This window comes from Mucilaginibacter sp. GW821-FHT07G05, from assembly GCF_059418565.1.
In genome coordinates, this window is sequence record NZ_JBWKQC010000008.1 from 176,706 (window position 1) to 202,331 (window position 25,626).

Below are 25,626 nucleotides of genomic sequence, written 5' to 3' on the forward strand. Positions count from 1 at the left end.
AGTAAAAACGCACACGAGGCACGAGTGCACCAGCGAGGGGGATGAAGGCGGATGGGTTTTCTTTAGACGGTATGTAGGACCATAAAATTTAGTAAGATGAAAAGAAAAAGTTTTATATTCATATTTTTTCTTTATGCGATTTATTGTAACAACACGTTGGCAATGAATAAAAGTATAACTACTGATAGTTTGCGTTTTGAGTCACGAATAAAGATGATTCACTTAAGGCTCGTTAATGAAATAAGCATTTCTGCGTTACATCACATAAGTCAATTTAATGAGGTGTACCTAAATCCTTTAAAATATAAAGATTCAGTATTAGTCTATTTGAAAAAGAAAGAAGCTTTTCACAATAAATACGTTGCCGTATGCTCAATGGCACAGCTTCCTTTTACTGATTATATAGAGATGTTAAATTCTTATCTCGGATTATTTAATAGTAGCTGTATTGACGAGCGATTATTAAGTAATTGTATATATAATGAATTTGACACTGAATATAGAATAGCGAAACATTATAAAAATCCTAAAGTAAGGGATTTATTAGGCAAAATATTAAGTAATAAACATATATCAGAACAGCTTAAAACTAATATAAAAGAAACTTTAAATGGCAAGTGGTGTAGTGATTTAAAAAAGGCTGGGCGTATAAAATAATATCAAGTGGCTGGCGCACGCGTGTCGCGTGTGACGCTTTATGTCTTGAAATTGTTTTAAGTCACACGCGACACGCGTGCGCCAGCGAAGGGAGAAATAAACTGTTATTGTTTATATTGGCTGAACAGAAAAGGCACAAGTGTGCCCAGTGAAGGAAATGAAAATATTTGACTACGTATATTATAGGCTAACAAAATTTTATTTTAAGTGGGATGGAAGAAAGGGTATTACCGCAATATTAGGTGTGAGTATGATTCAGTCGATGCTTTTTACTGATGTGGCTATAATTCTACTTATTTCAATAATTGGGCAAAGTGAAACAGCTCATCATTCCAAGCTTTTAGCTTATTCATTCGCCATATTATTTCTGATTATTGCGGCAAGTAATCACTATCGTTATAAAAATAAATTCAGTTTATATAAAAAACGTTGGGGAAATGAGAGTCGTATGCAGATCATCACAAGGGGTACCGGCGTGTTATTTTTATTAATTCTACCCTGGATTATTACAATTGGCGGAGCCATACTTAACAAACACTAATCCGATCTCATTGACGCACGCGTGTCGCGTGTGACACTTTATGTGATTGAAATTAATAAGGCAAACGCGTGCGCCAGGAAGGGCCAGAGAAAAGGAAAGAACACCAATAACGAAAATGGATACCAACGAAAAACAATTACAGATCATTGGTGAAGATTTAAATATCAAATTTAATGAAAGTGATGTGCAAGACTGGGGTATCATCAATTCTGATTCAAAAAGAGTAAACGAGTTTATCAATTATTTTAACAATAATAATTTAAATGATCTCATGCAGTATTACGTTTTCGAGTTGATCGTAGCATCATATAATGATGCTATTTTAAACGGAAGCGACAATAGTGAGATAGAAGAGAAGTTTCTTTATGTTATAAAGTCGTCTGCCAAAAACAGTCTATTAGATATGACTAAAAATTACTGGCGACGCATCTATAATGAACATGAATTTCCGGTTGGGAAATTGCTTTAGTACCTCTATTGCTTGCCTAAACCACTACAAAGCAAATGTGAGGTACATTCTTGTAACAAAAAAAGACACCCCACATTGACGCATGCGTGTCGCGTGTGAAACTTTATGTGATTGAAATTAATAACGCAAACGCTGTACGCGTTCGTCAACGAAAGTATTTACCTTTTCACCGGTATAATAGAAATTAGCTATGCTTAAACCCACTTACAAGAATATCATTATATATTTTTTCGTAAAGTATATAGTTTTATTTATAGCGCTAATGTTTGTTAATTGGGATTTCAAATTCGTTGAGCTTAGATATATTGCCGGCACAATGGTTTACCTGCTATTTGCATCAATACTTATGGTAGTTGTTCCGGCTATTGTGTTTATGTACCCCATTCACTATTCTTTAAAGGTTAGAAACTTCCCTTTGTCAGCCATTGTTTTATTAGGGGTTTATTCGTCTGATTTTATCTATTATACCTTAATGACCTCTGTTAATTACGCAGGAAGAGATAGTATTGCATATTTGCTTGTCTCGCTAACATGTTTTATAATTTGTTTTTATAAGGATACTTTTATCATCAAATCACGAGGTTTTGATTGAGATTTACTTAACTCCGTCAACTAAAGCGCAAATGATAAACATTTAAATATCCATTGCTTGTAGGAAATGAAAAACTATAACATGATATTTAATCTTCTAACTTCAGAACCGTTTAAAAATAGTTTTGGAAATAATGTAACAAAAAACGCGTCATTGCGAGGCACGAAGCAATCTATACTGTACAGAGTAGTCTTGCATATCGGGGATTACTTCGTCGTTCCTCCTCGCAATGACGCCCTCTTTTTGTCTTTAATAGTTTTCTAAAACAAAGTAAAAATTATGGGTGTAAAATTTGGTGCTTCTATCCTGTCGTGGATACCTCCTTTGTGGACTGCCGAGGGTGGTTTGTATGCTATTGAAAAAACAGCGGCGGCAGGTTTCGACGTGCTGGAGATCTTGCTGCCAAGGGCTATGGATATCGACACGCGCACAGTAAAAGCGCAGCAAAAACAGCATGGCATCGAAGCTATTTGCTCGCTGAACCTGTCGTCGGCTCACCATATTCCCTTTCGTCCTAAAGAAGCTACCTCCCTCATCAAAACCGCTTTAGATAAAACCGCCGAACTGGAAGTAAACCTTTTAGGGGGCGTACTGCATGGCGGTATCGGCGTATTCAGCGGACATGTGCTTACACCGCAAGAAGAAGATATTGTTTGCGAAGTATGGACCGACGTAGCTCATCACGCCGCCAAACTGGGTATCGATATAGCCGTTGAACCCATCAACCGTTATGAAAGTTATGTATGCACCACTGCCGCCGACGTGCTGCGACTGGCCGAACGTACCGGCGCTGCCAACCTGGGTGTACATCTGGATACCTTCCACATGAATATTGAGGAAAGCAATTTTTATGATCCGGTGATCAATGCCGGCCCAAAACTCAAACACCTGCACATGACCGAAAGCGACCGCGGCATGCTGGGCGAAGGTAACGTACACTGGGACGATCTTTTCCGTGGATTAGCGGCTGTTAATTATTCGGGGGCTTTGGTACTTGAAAACTTTTCTTCATCAGTGCCAGGCATGGCCGAAGCCGTAAGCCTGTGGCGCCCGTCAAAATATGATGCCGACGCGTTGGCAAAAGGTAGTTTGGAATTTATGAAAGCGAAGGCAGCGGAGTATGGGTTGTAAAGTAATTCAGGCTGAGATTATATCCATTAACAACACAAACAAAACAACCAAAGCCAATGTAATAACCATGCCGATCAGGCTAATTAATACCACCCTGCCCCAGCCAAATAAATTTCCGCCGTGGGTGAGGTGCGTTTTAATTTGTTTCCCCTGGTAGTATTGTGCCGCATAAAAAGCAGCACCTGAAAGAATTAACGGAATTACTACTTTAGGGTATCTAACATTATCCGGCATAAAATATGCCCCGGCTAACATTATTACGGTAAAAGGAATTACACACATCCACACTGTCCTTGCTTTTTCAGGCTTCCCAAAGGTTTTGAAATTTTCGGCGAGTAAATATGCAGCCACAATAGGCCCACCCAAAAAAGTGCCTAATTGAATTGCCTTTTCTTTATAAATTTTCCTTGCAGATGCCTCTTCGTGTAGTGGTTGTTCTAATGTTGTCATAAACGTTTAGGTAATATCCTATACGAATGTATTAATTATACCCCATACGCTTACAAACAAAAAGGTGGACAATCTTTCAATTATGTCATTATTTTTTAACAACAACATTTTTTATAAATAGAAAAGCCATTAACGCGCCTAAGAAACCTAAACCGGCGGAGATGCGCATAATGCTGCCATAGGCGCTGATGAAGCTTTGATGGTAAGCTTTTTCTACAACCGCTTTATCATTGCCACTGATATCAGCAGGAACTTTGGCATTCCCCAAATCGGCGGCGGCAGCCATTATCTCCTGCTTTTGTTTGGTGTTCATGGGAATTTCTTTCACCTGTGTTTCTAAAGCCCCTATGAAAAACAATACCGCCAAGGCGCCGAATATCGCGTTAGCAAAAACATTGGCAATGCGGGTTATGGCATTATTTACACCTGATGCCGTGCCCGAAAAATGATCACTTACCGAACCCATTACCGCCGTGGTAAGCGGCGCCACCGTGAACGACATGCCCAGCCCAAACACAATTACACCAGGAAAAAAAGTTGTCCAATAATCGCCGGGGCCATTGGTTTGTTGTACAAAGGAGAGAATAAGCAAGCCAAGGCCTGCCGTGGCCGGTCCGCAAATGAGCAGCCAGCGGGGGCCATGCTTATCTGCCAGCGCGCCTGCAAACCGGGCAATGGTGATCATCAGTATGGTAAAAGGTAAAAATGTTAAGCCCGATTGCAACTGGGTATATCCCTGTACCTGTACCAAATTAAGCGATAAAAAGAGCATCCCCGCACCAAGGCCAGCGTAGAGAAAAAACGTAAGCAGGTTTGCGCCGCTAAAGGTTAAATTACTGAACAGTTGCAGCGGCATCATGGGGTACCTGCTATTTTTTTCTATCAGGATAAAAGCGATCAGCAATAATATTCCGCCGCCTAAAGAACCATATACCTGCCAGTGCGCAAAGCCAATAGCCGGGATCCGCAGGAAACCGAAAGTGAGTAGCGCCAGTCCGACAGCTATCGCGATAGCACCCCATAAGTCGAGCGTTTGGCCGGTATCCTCTTCACGGCTTTCTTTAACCTTAAGCCATAAGGCCACCAGCGCGCCTGCGCCGATAGGGATATTGATGAAAAAGATGTACCGCCACAAACCGGCATCGCCCAGCGCGCCGCCCAGTATAGGCCCGCCAAGGGTAACTACCGTAGTTATTGCCGACCAAGTGCCGATGGCCTTGCCCCGCTCCTGCTCGTTAATTGATGCCGAGATAAGTGACAAACTACCGGGAATCATAAACGCGCCGCCAATGCCCTGTACAATACGAAAAATGATGAGTTGGGTAACATCTGCCGCCAGTCCGCAAGCTGCCGAACCTATTATAAAAATGAAGATACCCGCCATGAATACTTTTTTGCGCCCCAGCCTGTCGCCAAGCGAGCCACCGATAAGAATGAGCGAGGCGAGCATCAGCAGGTAAGCGTTCAGTATCCAAAACAAATCGGCACCGGTAGCGTGCAGGCTTTGCTGCAAGGAGGGCAGCACCACGTTAAGCGCCGTACCATCAATAAATGCCATAGCCGATGCCAGTATAGCCGACACCATTACCCATTTACCCCCCGAACTATTTAACGCTACGGTAGCCATAAAACCATGGTTAGCAGATTGATATCAATACTACAAAGGCCTGGTGAAAAGGTTTGCTATTTGCAGTATTGCGGTGAAGGCTTTCAAAAATCACCTACAAAATGTTTAACAAATGTAATAAGCCAAATTAACACATTCATCATTAACGCTTAATAGCTAAGTTGCAAGCCAAATAGTTGAATTGTATGGATAGCAACCTTTCTTTAACAGATATAGAAGACATTTTAGGCGAGCAGCACGTGGGCACCAGCTACGATACCCCGTTGCGCGGCGATGCTTTTAACCTTACCGACGAAGAGAAGATAAAGGCCATCAGTTATCATTTCAGGGAAATTATGCAAACGCTGGGGCTCGATCTTACCGACGACAGTCTGAAGGGTACTCCCGGCCGTGTAGCGAAAATGTATGTTAAAGAAATTTTCGGCGGACTTAACCCTGCCAATAAACCACAGGTAACCTTGTTTGATAATAAGTACCGGTACAGCCAGATGCTGGTGGAAAAGAATATTACCGTGTACTCCAACTGCGAACATCATTTTGTACCGATAATAGGAAAGGCGCATATTGCCTACATATCATCGGGCAAGGTAATAGGGCTTTCAAAACTTAACCGAATTGTACAATATTACGCGCAAAGGCCGCAGGTGCAGGAGCGGTTAACCATACAAATAGCCAACGAACTAAAAACCGTTTTTGCAAACCGAAGATATTGCCGTAGTAATTGATGCCGAGCATTTATGTGTAGCATCGCGCGGGGTAAAAGACATTGGCAGTAGCACCATTACGGCCGAATATTCGGGCGCGTTTTTAGAGGCAACAAAGCGCGATGAATTTCTTCAATATATCAGGTAGCAATAAATAGAAAATATCTATAACTAATAAAACAACAAATCACATTAATCAAACCCGCTTACTTACACCCTCATACCGGGCCATTCATAGAACGTATCTTTGCCTCTTGCGGTGGTTCAACAGGCATGGTTTTGCCGATCACTCTTTGTAGTTCTTCGCGATTATCGTCGCCCCATTGCCCTATCAGTGTAATTACCGGGATGATAGACTGCCCGAAACCTGTGAGGCTGTACTCTGCCTTTGGCGGTAACTGATCATATACCTTTTTACTAACCAGCTCGTGATGCTCCAACTGGTTTAGTTGTATGTTCAACACCCTGCGGGATGCTTCCGGAATTGCCCGCTGTAATTCGCCGGGGCGTTTTATTCCCTGCGATATGTAGTACAGCAACATGATCTTCCATTTGCCGTTAAGCACTTCCCTAAACAGGTCAAGCCCGCAATCAAACGCTATAGGTATCTTCTTTTCATACATAACACAAAAATAAGTTATTGGTATACAAATGCCTATACGGAATAATTTATCCCTATTGAATAGCTTTTCCGTTATTGTGCAGGCCGTTTGCCATACAGAACTTTGCATAAACATTAAATACAAAAAAGATGACAACAGCAAAGATCAATATCGACACCAATGAATTTACCGGCAAACGGATACTGGTAACAGGCGGCACTAAAGGTGCCGGCAAGGCTATATTTGAACGTTTGTTACAAGGCGGCGCAAGCGTTGTCACTACCGCCCGCTCAAACCCCGGCAATATTGCAGCCGAAAATTTTGTACTGGCCGACGTAAGCACAAAGGTGGGTGTTGAGAACATAGCCCGCGAAGTGTTTGACAAATTGGGAGGGCTTGATATTCTAATTAATTCGGTAGGTGGCTCAACAGCGCCAAGCGGCGGCGTAATGGCATTAAGTGATGATGACTGGATGGATGCCCTGAACATAAACCTGTTATCGGCAGTACGGTTAGACAGTGCTTTTTTGCCTTATATGTTAGAGAATAAGGCTGGTGTAATATTGCACATTTCATCTATACAACGCAAGATGCCCTTGTTTGAGGCTACCTTACCCTATGCCGCGGCCAAGGCTGCGCTTAGCAATTATAGCAAGGGGCTATCAAAAGAAGTGGCCATTAAGGGTGTGCGGGTAAATTCGGTAGCGCCGGGTTTTATACAAACATCGGGCGCGGAAGGCATGATCAATAACATCGCCAAAACAGCCGGTTCGCGCGAGGCCGCATTAAAAATAATTATGGACTCGCTGGGCGGGATACCGATGGGCCGACCGGCCATGCCGGAAGAAGTGGCCGAGCTGGTGGCTTTCCTGGTATCAGACAGGGCCGCGTACCTTAACGGCGGCGAATTTACTATTGATGGCGGTACCGTGCCTACACTCTAATTAAAGTGTAACTAATATCCGAAGCCCTGCATATTTAATTATCGCGGGGCTTTTATTTTTTTTATAACAAATCCCGCTAAATAAATAAATTGCAAGCTGAAACAGAACACGTTCAACAAACAATGAAATATTTATTCCTGCTCTTTATCCTTGTCGCTACAAACAGCTTCGCGCAAAATTACAACACCGTACTGGCAGCTCATCGCCAAAATTATAAAGATGATTTTTTGAAGGATGCCAATTCGCCCCTGAAACAAACCGACCTGAAGAACCTCCATTTTTATGATGCCGACAGCACTTACCAGGTAATAGCCGATGCTGAAATATTGCTGAACGAAGCCACTTTTCAAATTCCGACGTTCAACGGCAGCAATCAACAATATGTACGCTTTGCCAAAATATCGTTCACACTTAATGGTAAACCGCAACAATTAACCATTTACAGGAATCCGCGCCTGTCAAAAATGGAAGAATACAAGGACTATCTTTTTCTGCCTTTTACCGATGAAACCAATGGCAACGAAACTTACGGGGGCGGCCGCTATATCGACCTGAAAGTGCAGGATATTAATGACGGCCATGTAGAGATCGATTTTAACAAGGCTTACAACCCCTATTGTGCTTATGCTGATGGTTATCAATGCCCAAAACCACCATCGGAGAACAGTCTTAAACTAAAAGTGGAGGCAGGCGAAAAGCAATATTCGGGAGAGAAGAAGCATTAAGTGTAAAGCAGTTTGACTTATTCGCTTTTTAACCGCTTCACAATCCACGGCAGGCTAAGCCCCTGCCCTATCAGCGTAAATAATACCACCACTACCGATATAAATATAATAGCATCCCGCTGCGGGAACGGAGTACCGTCGGCAAGTTCATGCGGCAAACCAATGGCAATGGCCAGTGAAACAATCCCCCTCATGCCCGACCAACTGATGATCAAACTATCTTTCATGTTGAGCAGTGCCTCCTCGGTAATACGATGTTTGCCTTTATCGAACGCTCTTTGCAGGTTAATGCGCTGCAAAAACACACGGATCATACGTAACAACAGCGCCAGTACGGTGATAATAAAGGCGTAACCAATATAAGGCAACACTTGGCTTGGGCTGATGCTTTTTATAACATACGGAAACTGTAATCCTATTAAAATAAAGATCAACCCGTTCAGCAGAAATATGATCACATCCCAAATGGATTTTGATTGCTGTTTCAACTTTTCGGGGAATACCTTTTTACTGAACCGGGCAATACTCAGGCCAAGCAGCACTACCGCTATCACCCCCGAAACATGCAGGTCTTCGGCTATTAAATAGGTTACAAAAGGCATCAGCAACATAAAGCTGATGGTTACCATACTGTTATTATGCACCCGGTTAATAATAAAGGCGAGTATTTTACCCATAACAAGGCCTACCAAAACCCCACCTGCCATCAATATGGCAAACTCTAAAGAGGCCTTCCAAAACACAAAAACGGTACCCGTTACTGCGGCTACAGCGAAGCGATAAGCCACCAGTGCCGAGGCATCGTTTACGAGGCTCTCTCCTTCTAATATCGTATTGGTGCTATGCGAAAGGCCGAGCCCTTTGGTGATGCTCATGGCAGCTACGGCATCAGTAGCAGAAAGTATGGCACCCAACACGAACGACAATGGCCAGGTCATCCCCGGAATAAGATAATGCGCCACCACCGCTATGCCCGATGCCGTGATAAATACCAGCGTTATAGCCAGTGTGCTTATGGTATTGATATTGGTTTTAAAAGTAGGGTACGATATATTGAACGCGGCATCATACAGCAATGGCGGCAAAAATATCAGGAAAACTATTTCGGGGTTTAAAGCGATGTTGGGGATGGAGGGTACAAAGCCCACACCTATGCCTGCAATGATCAACAACACCGGGTAAGGTAGTTTCACTTTATCGGCAATAGCCGATAGCCCAATCATAATGGCGAGTATAAATATAACTATGCTGTAATTCTCCATTCAGTGCTTTAGGTTGGCAAAATACTGAAAGATAACACAGCTTTCAAGCCAATAGTTTTACGGCTATGGTCCGGCGATAAATAAGCAGCCTATGTGCCGCTGTTTTTTGCTATAATAGTACCGAAAGCAAACATGACCGAAAGTACCAACATCATACCTGCAAAACCGCGAAAACTTGAGGGCATACAAATGCTGCGTGGCATAGCAGCGGCTATGGTTGTGTTTTGCCATGTGGTTAACGCGGTGTATAATTATGATCATGGCCAATCGTTGCTTGCTAAAAAGCAATTTATTTTATGGGGTACATCGGGCGTTGATATATTTTTTGTGATCAGTGGCTTTATCATTTACACCACCACGGTTAACAAAAACAGGCATGCCGACAGCGCACCGGCATTTATGCTGAAACGCGCACTGCGCATATACCCTTTGTACTGGCTGGTCACAACGGTATATGTACTGCTCATTTTAAGCGGACTGGCATTCAGATCGAACCCGATAACGCCATTATACACCATATCATCCTACCTGCTCATCCCGGCTGATAAGCCCGGGCACCATGGCTTCATCCACCCCATTGTATCGCAAGGCTGGACACTTGCTTACGAACTATACTTCTATCTCATCTTTTCGTTAGGGATACTCTTGAAGCAGAAAAAACATTTTATCCCCTACCTGTGCATCAGCCTGGCCGCTTTAGCAGGCTTGGCACTAATGTTTAAAAGCGTTTATCCACCGGTTACAGGCCTTATCAGTTCCCCGCTTATTATAGAGTTTGTTTTAGGTGTTTTGCTGGCGCGATTGTTTCTTTATCTGCAAAAAAGCCAGCCGCTCTTTAAAAGTAACTACCTGTGTGCCTTGCTAATTACAATTGCCTTATTGGCACTTTACTTCGAACCTGATAACTTTTCAAGAGTAGCATACCGTGCGCCTTTGGCGGGCTTAATGGTGCTTGCCGCGGCAATGCTGCGCCCGGTAAGGTCGGCAGTTAACCGGTATTTGATCTATTTAGGCGATGCATCGTACTCCGTTTACTTAACACACGGATTGTTTTCACTGGCTATTGGTACTTTGTTAAAAAAGGGATGGCTTGGTGCGATAGATCCGTCGCTCATTATACTGTTATTTACCGCAATTGCTATTTTCGGCGGTATGTTAGTATATACGTTGGTAGAAAAGCCGCTAATGATCCGTCTAAAAAGATCCACACTGAAATGAGTCGACTCATTTACAATGCATCATAATCGGTTATACCTAACAATTATGTTACTATTGTTTAATTTATACAAACCCCGCTTTTTAAATTTTAAATTAACAACGGTTAGTATTTATATTTAAATAATGAAACCTTGTTTAACTATTCTGCTGTTTTTTTTAACCATTACCAGCTTCGCACAATATAAAATTACGGGCATAATATATGATGCTGATGATAAAAAGCCTTTGCCCAGCGCTACCATATTTTTAAACAACACTACCAATGGCACCCAAACAGGCAATGATGGCTCGTTTACCGTAACCAATGTAAAACCGGGGCAGTATGAACTGATTGTATCAATGGTAGGCTATGAAGCTTATCGTTATACTGTTAAGGTAAATGAAGATGCCAGGGTTCCGGCAATTTCCTTAAAGGTAAAATCTACTACGCTTGCCGGTGTAAAGATCAAACCACGCCCGGTTTCTAAAAGGGATATCAGTATTTTCAGGGACGAACTGATAGGCAGATCAAATTTTGCCAGGCAATGCGCGATCATTAATCCGAATGTGATCGACTTAAATTACAATTCTGCCGAAAGGATACTTACAGGCAACACCTCTGATTTTTTAATAATAGAGAACAAGGCTTTAGGATATAGGGTAAAATACCTTGTTATTGATTTTTTAAGGGATGCCAATAAGCAATATGTTTATTACGAAGGCTATGTACAATTTGAACCCATGGAAGGCAATGCCATACAACAGCAAAACTGGAAACGTAATCGCCTGGCAGCATATACAGGTTCGTCGCGGCATTTTTTACGTTCTATATTGGCGAACGACAGTAAGGACAGCGGCTTTAAAATATATACATTGAGGCGCAATCCCGATAGGCCACCAGATAGCCTGATAAACGCGAAACTTAACGAGTTTGGTGTAAATAACGCTACATACGCTAACGTTTTAGGCCCTAAGGATTCTCTTAAATATTGGAAGGCCAAACAACTATTACCGCTTTATTTTTTAACAAATGAAATAAGTGCCAAATCTATCATTTCCCCAACCGATCAACGCTCGTTATACGCCATAACATCACCTCTGCCATTCTACGTAAATTATCAAATTGCAAAACGTAATAAGGCTATCGGTGGTTCGTCCAATTTTGCGGGTACCGATCAGGCCTATAGCTTAGGCAAATGGGAAACAGTATTAACCATAAATGAACCTCACGCCTTTTTTGATATTAATGGTGTATTCGCCAATCCGGCTGCTATAAAAATGGAAGGTTACTGGGGCAGGCAACGTGTTGCCGAGCTTTTACCTACCGATTTTGAACCTGCTGAAACCAACCTGTGATATTTTAATATCCCTGTAAGTATTTATAACTTAAATGATGAAACGTTACTTAACTATTTTGTTACTCTTTTTAACTACAACCGGCTTTGCTCAATACAAAATTACAGGTAAGGTTTATGATGCAGATGATAAAAAACCGCTGCCGGGCGCAAATATATTTTTGAATAATACCACTAACGGCACCCAAAGCAATAGTGAAGGCACATTTGTTATAAATAATGTAAAACTGGGCCAATATGAGCTGATCGTATCAATGGTTGGTTACCAAACTTTCCGGTATACCGTTAAAACGGATGGAGATACCAGGATTCCTGCGATCTTTTTAAAAGCAAAAGCCACTTCGCTCGCAGGCGTAAATATCAAACCCCGACCAGTATTAAAAAAGGATATCAGCGCGTTTAAAGACGAACTGATAGGCCGGTCGGCCTTTGCCAGGCAATGCGAAATTATCAACCCTAACGTGATTGATATACATTATAACTCGGCCGAAAAAACACTAACCGGCAGCACATCAGATTTTTTAATAATTGAGAATAAGGCTTTAGGTTATAAGCTGAAATACCTGGTTAATGAATTTATACGGGATGCCAACAAACAATATGTTTACTATGAAGGCTATGTACAATTTGAAACTATGCAAGGCGATTCTGTTCAGCAAAAACACTGGAAGCACAACCGCATGATAACCTACCTGGGGTCATCTCAACACTTTTTACGTTCCATTTTAGCTAATGATATGAAAGAACAGGGTTTTACAGTATTTGAACTTGGCTCTAACCCTAACCGTCCGCAGGATAGCCTTATTAATCAAAAGCTCAAAAAATTCAGTCGGCCCGGAACAACAGGAAGAGAGCTTTTGGCTGCGAAAGATTCTTTAAATTATTGGAAAGCAGTACAACTTATGCCACGACTGCACTATTATTGCCCTTGTAAGCTGAATACCAAAATTCTTGTTTCGCATACCGATCAAAAATCACTGTATGCTATCAGCTACCCAACAAGCATATACGTTACCTATAAAACACCTCCATGCGAAACCGACTCGTCAGTTAAATTCAACTACCTGGCTATCAACTTACCTAACAATAATGACCAAAGAAAATGGAATACGACGCTAACGCTTAATGAGCCCTATGTATTTTTCGACCTGAATGGTGTGTTTGTGAACCCGGCGGCCATAAAAATGGAAGGTTACTGGGGCAATCAACGCGTTGCCGAGCTTTTACCTGCCGATTTTGAACCAACAGAAGACCCGTTGCAGCAAGCCAAGCGATAACGTGGATGATTATCGCCCCAATAAACTTATGTAATAACCTCTACGGTTTATCCCATTATTTCTTTGCCGGATAATGCCTTATCTTCTCGTCGTACACTACAATCTTTTCGTTTTTAAGCAATACATCGTCGACATAGTAGAGTGAATCTTTTTTACCCTTTTTGTCGGTCCATTTTTCAACGTACCATAAGGTAACCCAGGTTTCTTTGTTTTCGGGATAGTAGGTGGTCATCCAGGTGTCAAACTCCTTGGATACATCCGTAATTTCGCTCCTCATTTGCGATAGGATACCTACTAAACTATCGCGCTTGCCTTTAAAGTAAAAGTCGTCGGCCACAAAGGTTACGGTATCGGCAAAATCTTTAGCGGCGGCCTTTACATCTCCGGCATTATAATTTTTAAGGCAATTGAGTACGATAAGCGCGTTCTTTTCATCGCCTTTTTGCCAGTTTAACGAATACTTGGCTTTAAAGGGATAATTGAGTTTCGAGGTAGTATCTACCGTTGATTCTGTTGTAGTAGTGGCCTTGTTTTGGCATCCGGCGAAAGCCGCGCATAAAAGCAGCAGCAATAGTGATTGTTTCATTGATTATAGGTTTAAATAAATAAGTAACAATGCTAACAAACATGCCGTTGCGAGGGGCCGCGCAATACTTTTATAAATATACTAAAATTGATATAAAACCCTAATAATCAATTACTATTTCGCCTTAAAAACAAAAAGCCGCCGAAAAAGGACATAGGCGCGAAAATAAAAATAGCGAACCACTGCGTCCAATGGCTGCCGCCTGATTGGGTAAGCGAAAAAACAGCGAATGCCACTATAATAAAAGACAGGATAACATTCATGCGTGAACGCTTGGTTGCCGCTATCAGCTGTAAAATAAAGCCACCCCAAAAAGCGAAGAAGGCACCGTACGCCACGGTAAAAAGTTTAAACCCTAAGCTTGCGGATGCGTGCGGGTTTTGATGCGATAATTGAAACAGCAATACAGCCGGAACGGCAAAAATGGCATAGCCGGCAATAATGCCCAGTATATTCCTTATCATTTCGTTGGTTAATTAATTGGTTATAATTATCAACTAAAATAAGATTATTAGGCCCTAAATGCAACCGGCGTAAAGGAAGTTTGCTTTTTAAAAAAGTTAGAGAAGTGCGCCAGATCGTCAAAACCGAGGGTGTATGATATTTCGGCGATGTTCCAGTGGGTTTGCTTCAGCAATATCTTGGCCTCCTGTATCACCCTTTTGCTGATGAGCTGGGTAGTGGTATTGCCTGTAACTTCTTTCAGTACTTTATTGAGATGGTTTACGTGCACGGCCAGGCGGTCGGCATAATCTTTAGCGGTACGCAGGCCAAGCCTTTGCTGTGATGGCTCCAGCGGGAATTGCCGCTCCAGCAGCTCGATAAATAAAGAGGAGATCCGTTCCGCCGCATTCTGCCCCGCGCTAAGTGCCGACAAAGGCTGTAGTTTTTGCCCGTAATGGATCAGCTCCAATACCATATTGCGCAGCAGATCGTACTTGTACTTATAATCTGCGCCCAGTTCCTTAAGCATTTTCCGGAAGATATATTCCACCTCCTGCGCTTCGGTTTGGTTAAGCTGAAAAACGGGTAATTGCCCGGGTTGAAATATCGGCAGATCATCCAGCGTAACACCTGCTTTGTGGGGTGTAAGAAAATCGGCTGTAAAAATACAGAACATGCCCGTTTGGTCGGCATCTGCCGGGAGCCAGTGATAGGGTATTTTGGGCGTTGCAAAAAGCAGGGCGCTTTCGCTGATGTCAATTACTTTATCAGCATACTCGGCCTTGCTTTTTCCCCGCAGCCAGCTTATTTTATAATAAGCGCGCCGGCTATAAGGCATTATCCTGTCGCCGGTTTTCTTATCAAACAGCTTTTCGGTTTCAAACACATTAAAATGACCGATCTCTTTATGGATACCATCAGGAAGCGGCGCGCCGTTTCGCTGATAAAAGTCATCGAGTGAAGAATTGGTGATCATAATGTGTTTGCTCTATTCAAATTTAACAATTTTAACCCGTTAAGGTTTATACCAGCATACCGCCCGATACTTCTATGCGCTGCGCGTTTACCCAACGGGCATCATCGGTACATAAAAACGCTACAACGCCGCCAATATCATCGGCTTCGCCGGGCCTGCCCAGGGCGGTTATTTCGCTCACTATTTTTTGAGTTTGCTCGCTCGCTCTTAAATGGCCGCCGCCAAAATCTGTTAGTATGGCACCGGGGGCGATTGTGTTGGCCCTGATGCCACGTGAACCAAGCTCTTTGGCCAGGTAACGGGTAAACACTTCTACCGCGCCTTTCATAGCCGCATAAGCCGACGACCGTGGCATGGCCACGCGCGTAAGGCCGCTGGATACATTAACAATACCGCCGCCATCATTCATCAGCGGAAGCATTTTTTGCGTTAAAAAGTAAACTCCTTTGTAGTGAATATTCAGTAATTCGTCGAAAAACTCTTCGGTAACATCGCTGATGAGTTGGTACCCGCCGATGCCCGCGTTATTCACCAGGAAATCGATGTGATCGGTCGCGAAATCGCTGCGTAAAACTTCACTTAATTGCGCTGCAAAAGCGTCAAAGCTTTTAATATCACCGGTGCTGAGTTGCAGGGTGGCGGCTTTCCGTCCGCTTTGTTTAATTTGTTCTACTACCTTTTGCGCGTCGTCGGCTTTGCTGTTGTAGGTGATGATTACATCTATGCCTTTTTCGGCCAAACGCAGGGCCATGTCTTTACCCAGGCCACGGCTGCCGCCGGTTACGAGGGCTATCTTATTTTTTGTTTCCATATTGTATCTAATTTTTTACAATACAAAGATGGCGAGGAATTAAGGCCAAGTGTTTGAACGAATCAATCTGTTATTTGCGAATTTCAAATAATCGATACAAAAACGTTAGCTTTATGAGGACAAATAACCTTATTGCAAGAACCACATGAATGACTATATATCAAGCGGACTTTTATTTTTTATCATATTTATTATTGTTGGTATTGCCGGAGGCATCCTCTACCTCATATATTTCCCTATAAGGAACTGGTTGCTTCGATCAGGTAAACTGACTGCATCAAAAAGCCGTTTGATAAACCGCATTTACGTTTTAATTATTTTGTTAATATCCGGATACGAAACCTATACCGCCATTTTTCCTGATGACAGTTTTTATAAGGATGAATTTGAATTTAATACAGGTATCGAACTACCAGATTCAGCCAGCATTGCTGATAAAGATTCATCCTACCCGGATATACACGGAGATTATTGCGCAACGGCAATAATTAAACTGGATGCAAGTGATTACGCCAAAGTAAAAAATCAAATTACAAACAAACCCGATTTTGATATTGATAAGAACTCACAAAAAATTGGTACTTACTCGGGGTTTTACGATGTCACCAAAAAAATAAAAGATAACGATATAGGTGTGGTATTCCTCAACAAGAAAAAACAGTGGTTTAAGGTCGCGTTTCTAAAAGACAAGAGAACTATCATTTTTGAAAGATGCAGTTCTTAACTAACCCTTAACACCATTAAGCCTGATGATCAACCTATAAAATGGCCACGACACGATAAACAGTGATGCCACGATGAGAAAGCTGCGCACATCGTTGATCATAAAACCAACCAATAACACCAGTGTAACCAGCAGGGCAAGGATAGTCATGTAAGGATAGCCCCATGCCTTGTAAGGCCGTGGCAGATCGGGTTCTTTTTTGCGTAGCCACAACAGCGCAGCGAACGAGAATGAGGTAACAACGGTAAGCATTACAGCGCCCAAACCAAAAAGCTGTTCGTAAGAGTTATTGAGGATAAGCAAGAGAGACAACCCATAGCAAACCAGCATACTGTAATACGGCGTGCCGCCCTTGTTTAAATAAGTTCCCTGTTTTATAAAGAAACCTTCACGGCTTATGCCGAAAAGTATCCTCGGCGGTATCATCATATAGGCATTTAATATGCTGATGATAGTAAAAATGGCCACAATGTTAATAAACATACCTCCCCAACTGCCAAAGGCGATCTTCGCCGCGGCCGATGCTGCCAGGGGCGCCCCGGCAACCGTACTAACCGGCAGTATATACAATATGGCCGCATTCACCAGTATATACAATACGATAATTGCCGATGCGCCAATAAAGTACGACCGTGGTATGCTCTTACCCGGATCATCATTTTCCTCGGCAAAAAACGATGCCGACATCCAGCCATCGTAGGTACTCAAAATCAGCTGCATCGCTTTAAAAAAAGCCACTACTATAGCCCCGTTAAATATTGGCATTGTGCTAACAGGTAAAGCCTGCCTTGCTGCCGGTTTTACTAAAAAACAGCCTGTTATTAACACCAAAAACAAAAGAACCTTTAAAAAGCTGGTGATTTGCTGTGTAGTACTGCCGCTTTTTACCCCCGGCAAATTAATGAGTGTGAACAAGGTTAAAAAGCCGGCAGCAAGTAAGGTTGAATGTCCGATTAGCTGCGGAAAAAGCATGGCGGTGTATTCGCCGAGTACAACGCAAAAAAAGGCAGGTGCAATAGCGTTTTGCACAAAATCAAACCAGCCGGTAACAAACCCGGTGTAATGGCCAAAAGCCCGCTGTATGTAATTAAAGGCCCCGCCTACCTTGGGCAGCATAGTAGTGAGCTCGGCATACGAACTGGCCGACAGCAGGATATACAACCCGGTGATGAGCCAACAGCTGAGGATTAGAACCTCGTTTGGCAATAATGCTGCAACACTACCCGGTGTACGCAATATCCCCGCACCAATGGTGCCGCCAATAATCATGGATACACCAAAGGCCACGCCCAGGGTTTTCTTTAATTTGGGAGCGCTGCGCGCAAATTTCTCGCTCATTTTGTACTGGCTGTCAATAGTTTGGTTTAAAATACTATTATTTCAGTACTATTTAACTCAACGCGCCAATTTAATAGTGATTTTCCACCTGTCTCCACAGGAGAGGGCTTTATGTTTTCTTACCCGTCAGCAAACAGCTTCGGGCGAAAACGGGCAGAACTTTAAGGCCAGAAGCGTAAAGGCGGGCATAGCGAACTTGTTGCATGTGGGTAGGAAATGAGCGGCGGGGCAAAAGTTCCAGCCCCGAAGTTCTGACTGTTTTGCAGGGCATGGCCATGTGCGGCAAAGAAGCCTTTTGCTGGACATGCCCTTTTGCTACTTTTGGGGCACAGCCAAAAGTAGTAGCCTCTGCGGCAATGAGCAGACTAACGTAGATTACAGCACAACCTCAACAAAGACAGAAGAACGCGACGAGATTGCTTCGTTCCTACCCATGACGTGTTAAAAAACTGTCATTCTGGAACGCAGTGAAGAATCTTCTTCGCCATGCTTATCTGCGATAGATGCTTCGTTCCTCAGCATGACAGTGGAGGGAGGGTATGAGCCATCGTCATTTTACCTGCAAAATCCAAAAGGATTAAACTTCTCGCAATAACATTCAAATATAAAATCAACTGATCTATCTACCCCTGCCGCCGCACCATTTCATTGATCCAGATAGGGGCAAATGGCGATGTACAGCCTTTTGACGTGGGATAATCGCGGTAAATACCCAAGCGTTCGCCTATGGCTAAGGCACGCTCGCGGTAAGCCGGGTGATTTATACCGATCTGAGCCAGCGTGCTGTTCATGGTCCACTGCACTTCGGGCGGGGCAACAGGCATTTCGGCCTCTATCCTGTCCAAAAGAGCCGATATATCAATTCCATCCGGGCTTCTTGCTACCCTTCCGCTGGTAAGGCTCCAGCCTGCACGGGCTGCCATGGGGTCATCGGTAAGCATCCATTGTTCACGCAACTGTTCCTTGTCCGGATATTCCTTTATTACATAAGCGCTCAGCCAATCGGCCACCTGTGAAAAACGCTCCGACCGCACCATCCCATCCAGTTCTGCCTGCGACAATAGTTTAGGGTTGATCAGCAAGGTAGCCAGCAGCCTGGCCTCCACATTACCGGTTTCCCACAACGCTTTGGCCAGTTCATGATCGGTCTTCAGCTTTTTGGCCAGCGTTCTGATATCGCCCATCTTTACCCCAAACTGATTTTCACCTGCTCCAAACTTTACATTATGGGCATACACCTTTTGGTCGGCAAGCGCTTTTAGTTTTGTTAGAATTTCAGCTACGGTCATGATCTGTTAACAGTTATAATTTACCCGAATTTAAGTTTTTGGCAGATAAGTTATATCGCGTCCGTATAAAAAGTATCGCCGTTCATTTATTTTCATATTTCGTGCAACGTTTGTAACAGGCTTGCGTCTAATAGCTAAAATAGCATTAACACAATTAACTATTCACCATGAGAACACTAACCAAAATTACGCTCGTAGCTGCTTTACTTGCAGGCAGCACTTATACTACTTTCGCTAAAAACAGCCATCATACAGCCGTATCAAAACCGGCACAAGAAACTGAAGATCGACACCTTTCGGGTTTTACAGCCGTTGCGGTCGCTGGTTCTTACGATGTATTTATTACCCAGGGTTCTACCGAATCGGTTAAGGTTGAGGCGCCATCTGACATTATCGGCCGCATTATCACCGAGGTTAAAGATGGTGTACTGAAGATATACTCAAAAAATGACGGCAACAATAGCTGGAATTGGAGCGGTAATAAAAAATTGATCATTTATGTAACTGCCAAAACCATCAAAGCGGTAAGCTTATCAGGTTCGGGCGATGTATACTTTAAAGATGGCATAAAAGGCGACGACCTGGAACTGAAAGTAGTAGGTTCTGGCGATATCGCGGGCAAGGTGAACGTTAAAAATTTGGAAAGCAGCGTATCAGGCTCAGGCGACATCAAACTATCCGGCACTGCCGAAAACTCTACCGTTAAAGTAGTAGGCTCAGGCGATTTTACCGCAGGCAGTTTGGTTACTTCATATACTATTGTTAAGGTAGCCGGCAGCGGCGATGCAAGGGTAAATGCCAGCAAAAAGATCGAAGCCTCGGTAGTAGGCAGCGGCGATGTGCACTACACCGGCAGTGTTAAAGATATCTCCACCTCAAAAGCAGGCAGCGGCGATATCAGCAGGTTTTAACCTGATCTATCTCAATTATATAATTATGTAGAAAGGGCGCCGGGATCAATCCCGGCGCCCTTTCAGCTTGCTGTAAAGTTTGCTTTAAAACCTTGTATACAATACCGCCTGCAATACGTGGTTAGTAACCCCGCTGGTGGCTTGTTTGGTGTATTGGTTTAAGTATCCGGCTTCAATATCAAGGCCTTTATTAAGGCGATAGCCGAATGCTACGTAAGCACGGTTTTGATCAAAGAAATGGTTGTTCACCTTGTGCTTGTTCTGCACGTTGGCAAATACTTCGTTTTGCAAGGCCAGGAAATGACCTTTGGTAAATACCGAATCTTTTTTGAACGGTACAACCGCCCTCACAAAATAACGGAAACGCTGCGAAAAGTAGCTGTCGTTACGGTTGGTGGTATTGCCCATGTAGCGTTGCTCTAACCTGAAACGGTGCGATACCGCTGTATTTGCACCCACTTTATGTACCAGTGTAAATTGCTCCCAGCTGCGGTGCTCGGGGCGAAAGGTTTTATCATCAGTAGCGGTGCGGCCATGGGTAGCTATATAGGCATAACCGGCACTGGCAAACTTGTTTTTATTGAAATAGTAATTCACCTGCGGACGGATCAGTATGTTCCGCAAATAATCGGCATGGTTAGCCGAACGGAATTGCACATCGCCGCCTACGCCCCAGTGTTCTGATAGTTTTTGATTATAGAACCACGCACCCCACAGGCTGTATTGTGTGCTTTGCGCAAACAATTTGCCGCTGCTTACAAATAATGTTAAGGCGAGTAAAAATAGTTTAAGAGATATTTTCATGATTTAGGATATGGTAAAATTGCGTTAGTTCTTAAACTTTACAAGCGTTTGCCTGCCCAAGTCGACCGTTACACGGAAAGCCTGCTGGTTATCGTTCAGGTGCGCGGGCGACTGGTGGAAACTGAATATGAATTGCCCCTTAACCCTTTTGAACAGGAATGGGGTAATAATAACATCGAGCCTGTTATACATTTTGCGTGAGTAGTACGAATCACCATAGATAACAAAGTTCCCCTGGCCTGCATAAAACTCATCGCACAAGGCAATACGTTTGTAGCTGGCATAGGCACTGGCTACAAAACCTGTAGGTTTTTGAAAGCCGCTCAACCCACGCTGGCGTTCTAACGATAACATACCACCGGCCTCAAATGTTAATGAATCTATCTTGCCACGGTGACTCAGATCAAGCCCGAGACGCACCTGCGCGCCTGCGTTATCCTGTATCGGTTTTTCGGGGTCGTATACCTCGGCGCCGGCATCGTGTAGCATCACAAAATAATGGGCTATATAAAACGGACCGTTAACGGCCGGTTTGTACTTACCTGCAAACCCGAACAGGAACTGCTCACGGTCGGTAAGGGTTTGGCGGCTTACCCAATCCAGCCAAACGGTTTCGGTAATGTGCTCATTGTGGAACTGGGTCAATAAACCCTCCACGTTGGGGCGGTAGTAACGTAAAGTATCGTTCAATAAAGCACGCGGATAATTGCTCAGCACACCTTCGCGCGGGAACATACCGGCATCAAACGTCCAGTTTTTGCTGTGATAATTGTAGTAAGCAACGGGATCTACCTTTAAAAAATAAGGCTTGGCACCAAACTCATGTATGCCGTTTATACCCACCACAAAGCGGTTAACGCTATCAATATTCAAGCCGAGGTCGAGCGCCAAACGGGTGCCCGAATAGGTACGTGAACGTTGCAGAAAAACCTTGTATTCGCGGTTATCTAAAAAGCCGAGGCCGTTAAAATTTATATCGAGGCTTTGTGCCATAGCAGTGGCACCGGTAAGCAGCAGTAGCGTGAAAAGCAGGTATATCTTTTTATACATGCCGCAAAGGTATCTTTATTCTACCGAAAAATTAATAACCCTGCCGTTTTTACTCCCCTGAAATGGGCCTGTACGCAGGGAGAACATGAGGTCGTAAACACCCTTTTTATCGGGCGCGGTGAGGTTAAATACATAGCTGGTGGTTTCGCCTGGTTTAAGGCTGATGTTATGAAAATCATCTCCGGCAGGTTCAACCTTTACTTCCGCGTCGCCCTGCACAAAGCAGGCCTCTAAAAACACGTGCATTTTATAGCCTGTATTGGTAAAGGTGATGGGGTGGTTGTAGGGGTTGGTAACCGATAGCCTTATCTTAAATTGTTTACCCGGCGATGACACCATCTTTTTAATACCCGATACAAAATTCACCTTTTGGTATGTGCGCACATCATCAACCCAAACACCAAAGTAATCGCCGTCGGCAGTTTTAATGGTATCTTTTGTAATGCCGGGCATAGGGCTCGATGCCAGGTAGTAAACCCGTTTATGCTGTATGCTGTCTTCCAACGGCCAAATCTCAAATTGGGTAAGGCGGTAATAGCGCGAATCGTACGAGAAGCCTTTTAGCGTATTGGTGTAAAAGTTATAACGTGCGGGTTCCTGGAAGCCGGTATTCATCACCAGATAACTATCGCCTACTTTTTGGTGGATGGTTTGCGCCCATTCCTTTTTATGAAAAAAGCGGTCCATAGCGGCAATATGCTCCACAAAAGACAGCGACGACAGCACCAGCAGCCTGATCGTCACCAAAATGGTCATATTGGCGATAGCTACACGGTTGAACCAGGGCGATACTTTGGCATCCTGTCCAAAACGTATCATCACCAGTAAAACAATAGCGGCTAACGCGATGATGGTCCATTGCGGTTGTACTTCGCCACGTATGGAGGTAATTAAAAAGAAAAGGATAATACCGATGGCGTTCACCAGCAAAACACGGGTAAAGGCATCCTTTATTTTAACGGTGGCGCTCTTGTAAAACAGGAACCAGCCAATAAGCGGCCCCGCCATCAGCGTTTGCGACAGGAAGTAAACCAGCGTATAATCGATCTGGTAACTGCGCGCCGATCTGTCGGACAGGTGATAGGCCAGCGAAGGGTAATCGTTGTTTACCTGCCACATAATATGCGGAAGGTACAGCCCGGTAGCCAGCAGCACAATTACCCAAAACGACCAGCGTGTTAGTATTTTGATATTGGCCAGCACTGTAAACCCTATCAGCAATACAGCATGGTATTTACTGTACAGCAACCCGCCTACAACCAGGCCTAATATAATGGCAGGCAGCAGTCCGTCTTTCTCTAAATATTTACGGTAAAAATAAAAGAACAGCACAGTAAAAAACAGCAGCGGCCCATCGGGTGTGGTAATAAAGCCGTAAATGTGGAAAGTGAATATACCGCCGGTGATGAGTATAAAACGCAAAGCATCGGCATTGTATTTTTTAGCAATGCGCCACAGCAGGTATAATGATGCCGTACTGGCCAGTACGTTAACCAGGCGCAAACCAAACTCGTTATGAACAATGTTATCGCCAAGGCGGATGAACATGGCCACCATAGGCGGATGATCGAAATAACCCCAGGCCGGCAGGCGCGAGTACATCCAGTAATAAGCTTCGTCGGGGTGTAATTGCAGGGTGCAGGCCTGTACAATGTTCAGGAGGGTCCAGCATGATAAAAAGTACCATATCAGTTTTTCCTGATCTGCCGGTTTATTAACAGCCGTTGCCTGCATGTAGTAGTTGATAGATAATTACGGTGTAAAGGTATAATAAAACCTATAATAACCCGCTTTTAAACAATTTGATAACAAGGGTAACACTGTGTAAACAACTTGATAATTGCGCTAATAACCTTACTTTAGCACCGTTAAAACAATACTGTTACACCCATGCTGCGAGCTATTGAAATACTGCAAAAACCACGTTTATACGTACTCAATATTTTAGAGAATTATACCGTTGAACAACTTAACGAAGTGCCCGCGGGTTTCAACAACAACATCATCTGGAACCTTGGCCACATGGTTGCCGCCCAACAAGGTATATGCTATGTACGTACCGGCGTGCCCATTTTGGTTGAACAAGATTTTTTTGACGCCTACAAACCCGGCACCAAGCCCGAGCAGTTTGTTGATGCCGATGGCATAAAGCATATAAAAGGCCTCATGTTATCCACCTTAGAGCAACTTGAGCTGGATTATACCAATCAAATATTTAAGGAATACACCCCGGTGGTTACCCGTTACGGTGTTGAACTGGGTAATATTGATAACGCTATTAACTTTTTACCTTTTCATGATGGCCTGCACATTGGCTACATCATGTCGATACGGAAGGTGTTAACCAAGTAAGCGATGATCTACTTTAAAAAAGTATACCTGAACGACGCAGGCGAAAAGAAGGCCGTGGAACAGGCCATGCGCAAGTTCGCGCTGAAAAGTCCGCCTTCTATTGATTTCAGCGGATCGAGCCTTGAGGGCTCGGGCAAATTGTTTTTGGGACAGGATGGCGGCGATGATATTAAGTTTACCCGTATCCGCTACCTGGTAGAGAATTATTTACCCAAGCTCATTATCAGTCTGCCCAAAAGCGAAACCGAAAATTATTACAAGGTGCGCTACAGCATCATGTCGACTGTATTCTTCTGCCTGCTTTCGGCGGGGTTCCTGCTGGCCATCGCGTCGGTATTAATGAACAAGAACCGCCCCGAAAACGCGTTGATCCCTTTCGCGTTCCTGGCGTTGTTTATTTTGTTTACCCGGGTAGAGATGAATTTTATTGATCGTGATATAAAGAAGGCAATGGGTTTAGCGAAGTAAAGGGCGTTGTCTAAAAACGCGTTTTATTGGTCGAAGCAATCTGAGGCTCTTTTATGTAAGGGTTGTGCTGTAATTGACGTTAGTCTGCTCTTGGGCGCAGGGCCCCATTACTTTTGTCGCCACAAAAGTAACAAAAAGGCCTGTCCAGCAAAAGGCTTCTTTGCCGCACAAGGCCTTACCCTGCAAAGCAGGCGGAACGATCAGGGCTGGAACTTTTGCCCCTTGCTTCGCCGCTCACTCCCACTCCACATGCAACAAATTCCTATGCCCGCCAACGCTCAGGCCCTTAATCGTTCCACCCGCTTTCGTCCGAAGCTATTTGCTGACGTAAAGTGCAAAA

The 25,626-nt window shown here is 43.7% G+C and carries 28 protein-coding genes; 15 read left to right on the forward strand and 13 right to left on the reverse strand.

Annotation, left to right across the window (positions count from 1 at the left end):
• Window positions 1–96: 96 nt before the first annotated feature.
• The 4 genes from AC07NA_RS19725 (at window position 97) to AC07NA_RS19740 (ending at window position 3,390) form a co-directional block, all read left to right on the forward strand.
• Window positions 97–657, forward strand: coding sequence for a hypothetical protein (locus AC07NA_RS19725; RefSeq protein ID WP_494899228.1), 561 nt, complete (start codon window positions 97–99; stop codon window positions 655–657).
• 157 nt (window positions 658–814) lie between these two features.
• Window positions 815–1,198: a hypothetical protein gene (locus tag AC07NA_RS19730; RefSeq protein ID WP_494899229.1), complete on the forward strand. Its 384-nt coding sequence runs from the start codon at window positions 815–817 to the stop codon at window positions 1,196–1,198.
• 115 nt (window positions 1,199–1,313) lie between these two features.
• Entirely contained in the window at window positions 1,314–1,667 is a 354-nt protein-coding gene (locus AC07NA_RS19735; RefSeq protein WP_494899230.1) for a hypothetical protein, read from the forward strand.
• Between the two features lie 871 nt (window positions 1,668–2,538).
• Window positions 2,539–3,390, forward strand: a complete 852-nt coding sequence (locus tag AC07NA_RS19740; RefSeq protein ID WP_494899231.1) for a sugar phosphate isomerase/epimerase family protein — start codon at window positions 2,539–2,541, stop codon at window positions 3,388–3,390.
• Window positions 3,391–3,396: 6 nt separating this feature from the next.
• On the opposite strand, the gene AC07NA_RS19745 is transcribed toward AC07NA_RS19740, so the two are convergent.
• Both AC07NA_RS19745 and AC07NA_RS19750 read right to left on the reverse strand, forming a co-directional pair.
• Window positions 3,397–3,840: a hypothetical protein gene (locus tag AC07NA_RS19745; RefSeq protein WP_494899232.1), complete on the reverse strand. Its 444-nt coding sequence runs from the start codon at window positions 3,838–3,840 to the stop codon at window positions 3,397–3,399.
• A gap of 88 nt (window positions 3,841–3,928) precedes the next feature.
• Window positions 3,929–5,467, reverse strand: a complete 1,539-nt coding sequence (locus AC07NA_RS19750) for an MFS transporter (protein WP_494899233.1) — start codon at window positions 5,465–5,467, stop codon at window positions 3,929–3,931.
• Window positions 5,468–5,652: 185 nt separating this feature from the next.
• On the opposite strand from AC07NA_RS19750, the gene folE reads away from it, so the two are divergent.
• Window positions 5,653–6,192, forward strand: coding sequence for a GTP cyclohydrolase I FolE (gene folE, locus AC07NA_RS19755; protein WP_494899234.1), 540 nt, complete (start codon window positions 5,653–5,655; stop codon window positions 6,190–6,192).
• Complete coding sequence (locus AC07NA_RS19760; protein WP_494899235.1) at window positions 6,161–6,319, forward strand: GTP cyclohydrolase I; 159 nt, start codon at window positions 6,161–6,163, stop codon at window positions 6,317–6,319. The genes folE and AC07NA_RS19760 overlap by 32 nt, the downstream gene beginning before the upstream one ends.
• Window positions 6,320–6,389: 70 nt before the next feature.
• Here AC07NA_RS19760 and AC07NA_RS19765 read toward each other — a convergent pair whose 3' ends face one another.
• Window positions 6,390–6,794, reverse strand: a complete 405-nt coding sequence (locus AC07NA_RS19765; RefSeq protein WP_494899236.1) for a winged helix-turn-helix transcriptional regulator — start codon at window positions 6,792–6,794, stop codon at window positions 6,390–6,392.
• 128 nt (window positions 6,795–6,922) lie between these two features.
• Between AC07NA_RS19765 and AC07NA_RS19770 the strand changes: the two genes are divergently transcribed.
• Window positions 6,923–7,717: an SDR family oxidoreductase gene (locus tag AC07NA_RS19770; RefSeq protein ID WP_494899237.1), complete on the forward strand. Its 795-nt coding sequence runs from the start codon at window positions 6,923–6,925 to the stop codon at window positions 7,715–7,717.
• 122 nt (window positions 7,718–7,839) lie between these two features.
• Window positions 7,840–8,442 (forward strand): DUF1684 domain-containing protein, encoded by a 603-nt coding sequence (locus AC07NA_RS19775; RefSeq protein WP_494899238.1) that lies wholly within the window; start codon window positions 7,840–7,842, stop codon window positions 8,440–8,442.
• A 17-nt stretch (window positions 8,443–8,459) separates the two neighbouring features.
• Here the strand turns inward: AC07NA_RS19775 and AC07NA_RS19780 are convergent, their stop codons facing one another.
• The gene (locus AC07NA_RS19780; protein ID WP_494899239.1) at window positions 8,460–9,704 is read right to left on the reverse strand and encodes a Na+/H+ antiporter; all 1,245 of its coding nucleotides are present in this window, start codon (window positions 9,702–9,704) and stop codon (window positions 8,460–8,462) included.
• A gap of 132 nt (window positions 9,705–9,836) precedes the next feature.
• Between AC07NA_RS19780 and AC07NA_RS19785 the strand changes: the two genes are divergently transcribed.
• The 3 genes from AC07NA_RS19785 (at window position 9,837) to AC07NA_RS19795 (ending at window position 13,533) form a co-directional block, all read left to right on the forward strand.
• Complete coding sequence (locus AC07NA_RS19785) at window positions 9,837–10,922, forward strand: acyltransferase family protein (protein ID WP_494899240.1); 1,086 nt, start codon at window positions 9,837–9,839, stop codon at window positions 10,920–10,922.
• A 123-nt stretch (window positions 10,923–11,045) separates the two neighbouring features.
• Window positions 11,046–12,257, forward strand: coding sequence for a carboxypeptidase-like regulatory domain-containing protein (locus AC07NA_RS19790; protein WP_494899241.1), 1,212 nt, complete (start codon window positions 11,046–11,048; stop codon window positions 12,255–12,257).
• A gap of 34 nt (window positions 12,258–12,291) precedes the next feature.
• A complete protein-coding gene (locus AC07NA_RS19795; protein ID WP_494899242.1) occupies window positions 12,292–13,533 on the forward strand; it encodes a carboxypeptidase-like regulatory domain-containing protein in 1,242 nt (413 codons plus the stop codon).
• Window positions 13,534–13,588: 55 nt separating this feature from the next.
• Here the strand turns inward: AC07NA_RS19795 and AC07NA_RS19800 are convergent, their stop codons facing one another.
• The 4 genes from AC07NA_RS19800 to AC07NA_RS19815 all read right to left on the reverse strand — a co-directional run bounded on the left by AC07NA_RS19800 (window position 13,589) and on the right by AC07NA_RS19815 (window position 16,350).
• Window positions 13,589–14,119: a hypothetical protein gene (locus tag AC07NA_RS19800; protein WP_494899243.1), complete on the reverse strand. Its 531-nt coding sequence runs from the start codon at window positions 14,117–14,119 to the stop codon at window positions 13,589–13,591.
• Between the two features lie 107 nt (window positions 14,120–14,226).
• Window positions 14,227–14,583 (reverse strand): hypothetical protein, encoded by a 357-nt coding sequence (locus AC07NA_RS19805; RefSeq protein WP_494899244.1) that lies wholly within the window; start codon window positions 14,581–14,583, stop codon window positions 14,227–14,229.
• A 47-nt stretch (window positions 14,584–14,630) separates the two neighbouring features.
• The gene (locus AC07NA_RS19810; protein ID WP_494899245.1) at window positions 14,631–15,539 is read right to left on the reverse strand and encodes a helix-turn-helix domain-containing protein; all 909 of its coding nucleotides are present in this window, start codon (window positions 15,537–15,539) and stop codon (window positions 14,631–14,633) included.
• Window positions 15,540–15,585: 46 nt separating this feature from the next.
• Complete coding sequence (locus AC07NA_RS19815) at window positions 15,586–16,350, reverse strand: SDR family NAD(P)-dependent oxidoreductase (protein ID WP_494899246.1); 765 nt, start codon at window positions 16,348–16,350, stop codon at window positions 15,586–15,588.
• A 145-nt stretch (window positions 16,351–16,495) separates the two neighbouring features.
• Between AC07NA_RS19815 and AC07NA_RS19820 the strand changes: the two genes are divergently transcribed.
• Entirely contained in the window at window positions 16,496–17,074 is a 579-nt protein-coding gene (locus AC07NA_RS19820; RefSeq protein WP_494899247.1) for a hypothetical protein, read from the forward strand.
• Here the strand turns inward: AC07NA_RS19820 and AC07NA_RS19825 are convergent, their stop codons facing one another.
• Together AC07NA_RS19825 and AC07NA_RS19830 are read right to left on the reverse strand one after the other, a co-directional pair.
• Window positions 17,075–18,412, reverse strand: a complete 1,338-nt coding sequence (locus AC07NA_RS19825; protein WP_494899248.1) for an APC family permease — start codon at window positions 18,410–18,412, stop codon at window positions 17,075–17,077.
• Between the two features lie 623 nt (window positions 18,413–19,035).
• On the reverse strand, window positions 19,036–19,701 hold the full coding sequence (locus AC07NA_RS19830; protein WP_494899249.1) for a DNA alkylation repair protein: 666 nt from the start codon (window positions 19,699–19,701) through the stop codon (window positions 19,036–19,038).
• 167 nt (window positions 19,702–19,868) lie between these two features.
• Here AC07NA_RS19830 and AC07NA_RS19835 point away from each other — a divergent pair, with 167 nt between their 5' ends.
• Window positions 19,869–20,612 carry a head GIN domain-containing protein gene (locus AC07NA_RS19835; RefSeq protein ID WP_494899250.1) on the forward strand — a complete coding sequence of 248 codons (744 nt, stop codon included), beginning with the start codon at window positions 19,869–19,871 and terminating at the stop codon, window positions 20,610–20,612.
• An 84-nt stretch (window positions 20,613–20,696) separates the two neighbouring features.
• Here AC07NA_RS19835 and AC07NA_RS19840 read toward each other — a convergent pair whose 3' ends face one another.
• The 3 genes from AC07NA_RS19840 to AC07NA_RS19850 are packed head-to-tail and all read right to left on the reverse strand — an operon-like array spanning window position 20,697 to window position 24,200.
• Window positions 20,697–21,416 (reverse strand): DUF2490 domain-containing protein, encoded by a 720-nt coding sequence (locus AC07NA_RS19840; protein WP_345211731.1) that lies wholly within the window; start codon window positions 21,414–21,416, stop codon window positions 20,697–20,699.
• Window positions 21,417–21,440: 24 nt separating this feature from the next.
• Entirely contained in the window at window positions 21,441–22,466 is a 1,026-nt protein-coding gene (locus tag AC07NA_RS19845; RefSeq protein WP_494899251.1) for a lipid A deacylase, read from the reverse strand.
• 15 nt (window positions 22,467–22,481) lie between these two features.
• Complete coding sequence (locus AC07NA_RS19850) at window positions 22,482–24,200, reverse strand: ArnT family glycosyltransferase (protein ID WP_494899252.1); 1,719 nt, start codon at window positions 24,198–24,200, stop codon at window positions 22,482–22,484.
• Window positions 24,201–24,356: 156 nt separating this feature from the next.
• On the opposite strand from AC07NA_RS19850, the gene AC07NA_RS19855 reads away from it, so the two are divergent.
• Entirely contained in the window at window positions 24,357–24,818 is a 462-nt protein-coding gene (locus tag AC07NA_RS19855) for a DinB family protein (protein WP_494899253.1), read from the forward strand.
• A gap of 3 nt (window positions 24,819–24,821) precedes the next feature.
• Window positions 24,822–25,286 (forward strand): hypothetical protein, encoded by a 465-nt coding sequence (locus AC07NA_RS19860; protein ID WP_494899254.1) that lies wholly within the window; start codon window positions 24,822–24,824, stop codon window positions 25,284–25,286.
• Window positions 25,287–25,626 lie beyond the last annotated feature (340 nt).

Coding starts and splice junctions, on each gene's coding strand:
- AC07NA_RS19725 (WP_494899228.1), top strand. CDS start 97: ATGAAAAGAAAAAGTTTTATATTCATATTTTTTCTTTATGCGATTTAT.
- AC07NA_RS19730 (WP_494899229.1), top strand. CDS start 815: ATGAAAATATTTGACTACGTATATTATAGGCTAACAAAATTTTATTTT.
- AC07NA_RS19735 (WP_494899230.1), top strand. CDS start 1,314: ATGGATACCAACGAAAAACAATTACAGATCATTGGTGAAGATTTAAAT.
- AC07NA_RS19740 (WP_494899231.1), top strand. CDS start 2,539: ATGGGTGTAAAATTTGGTGCTTCTATCCTGTCGTGGATACCTCCTTTG.
- AC07NA_RS19745 (WP_494899232.1), bottom strand. CDS start 3,840: ATGACAACATTAGAACAACCACTACACGAAGAGGCATCTGCAAGGAAA.
- AC07NA_RS19750 (WP_494899233.1), bottom strand. CDS start 5,467: ATGGCTACCGTAGCGTTAAATAGTTCGGGGGGTAAATGGGTAATGGTG.
- folE (WP_494899234.1), top strand. CDS start 5,653: ATGGATAGCAACCTTTCTTTAACAGATATAGAAGACATTTTAGGCGAG.
- AC07NA_RS19765 (WP_494899236.1), bottom strand. CDS start 6,794: ATGTATGAAAAGAAGATACCTATAGCGTTTGATTGCGGGCTTGACCTG.
- AC07NA_RS19770 (WP_494899237.1), top strand. CDS start 6,923: ATGACAACAGCAAAGATCAATATCGACACCAATGAATTTACCGGCAAA.
- AC07NA_RS19775 (WP_494899238.1), top strand. CDS start 7,840: ATGAAATATTTATTCCTGCTCTTTATCCTTGTCGCTACAAACAGCTTC.
- AC07NA_RS19780 (WP_494899239.1), bottom strand. CDS start 9,704: ATGGAGAATTACAGCATAGTTATATTTATACTCGCCATTATGATTGGG.
- AC07NA_RS19785 (WP_494899240.1), top strand. CDS start 9,837: ATGACCGAAAGTACCAACATCATACCTGCAAAACCGCGAAAACTTGAG.
- AC07NA_RS19790 (WP_494899241.1), top strand. CDS start 11,046: ATGAAACCTTGTTTAACTATTCTGCTGTTTTTTTTAACCATTACCAGC.
- AC07NA_RS19795 (WP_494899242.1), top strand. CDS start 12,292: ATGATGAAACGTTACTTAACTATTTTGTTACTCTTTTTAACTACAACC.
- AC07NA_RS19800 (WP_494899243.1), bottom strand. CDS start 14,119: ATGAAACAATCACTATTGCTGCTGCTTTTATGCGCGGCTTTCGCCGGA.
- AC07NA_RS19805 (WP_494899244.1), bottom strand. CDS start 14,583: ATGATAAGGAATATACTGGGCATTATTGCCGGCTATGCCATTTTTGCC.
- AC07NA_RS19810 (WP_494899245.1), bottom strand. CDS start 15,539: ATGATCACCAATTCTTCACTCGATGACTTTTATCAGCGAAACGGCGCG.
- AC07NA_RS19815 (WP_494899246.1), bottom strand. CDS start 16,350: ATGGAAACAAAAAATAAGATAGCCCTCGTAACCGGCGGCAGCCGTGGC.
- AC07NA_RS19820 (WP_494899247.1), top strand. CDS start 16,496: ATGAATGACTATATATCAAGCGGACTTTTATTTTTTATCATATTTATT.
- AC07NA_RS19825 (WP_494899248.1), bottom strand. CDS start 18,412: ATGAGCGAGAAATTTGCGCGCAGCGCTCCCAAATTAAAGAAAACCCTG.
- AC07NA_RS19830 (WP_494899249.1), bottom strand. CDS start 19,701: ATGACCGTAGCTGAAATTCTAACAAAACTAAAAGCGCTTGCCGACCAA.
- AC07NA_RS19835 (WP_494899250.1), top strand. CDS start 19,869: ATGAGAACACTAACCAAAATTACGCTCGTAGCTGCTTTACTTGCAGGC.
- AC07NA_RS19840 (WP_345211731.1), bottom strand. CDS start 21,416: ATGAAAATATCTCTTAAACTATTTTTACTCGCCTTAACATTATTTGTA.
- AC07NA_RS19845 (WP_494899251.1), bottom strand. CDS start 22,466: ATGTATAAAAAGATATACCTGCTTTTCACGCTACTGCTGCTTACCGGT.
- AC07NA_RS19850 (WP_494899252.1), bottom strand. CDS start 24,200: ATGCAGGCAACGGCTGTTAATAAACCGGCAGATCAGGAAAAACTGATA.
- AC07NA_RS19855 (WP_494899253.1), top strand. CDS start 24,357: ATGCTGCGAGCTATTGAAATACTGCAAAAACCACGTTTATACGTACTC.
- AC07NA_RS19860 (WP_494899254.1), top strand. CDS start 24,822: ATGATCTACTTTAAAAAAGTATACCTGAACGACGCAGGCGAAAAGAAG.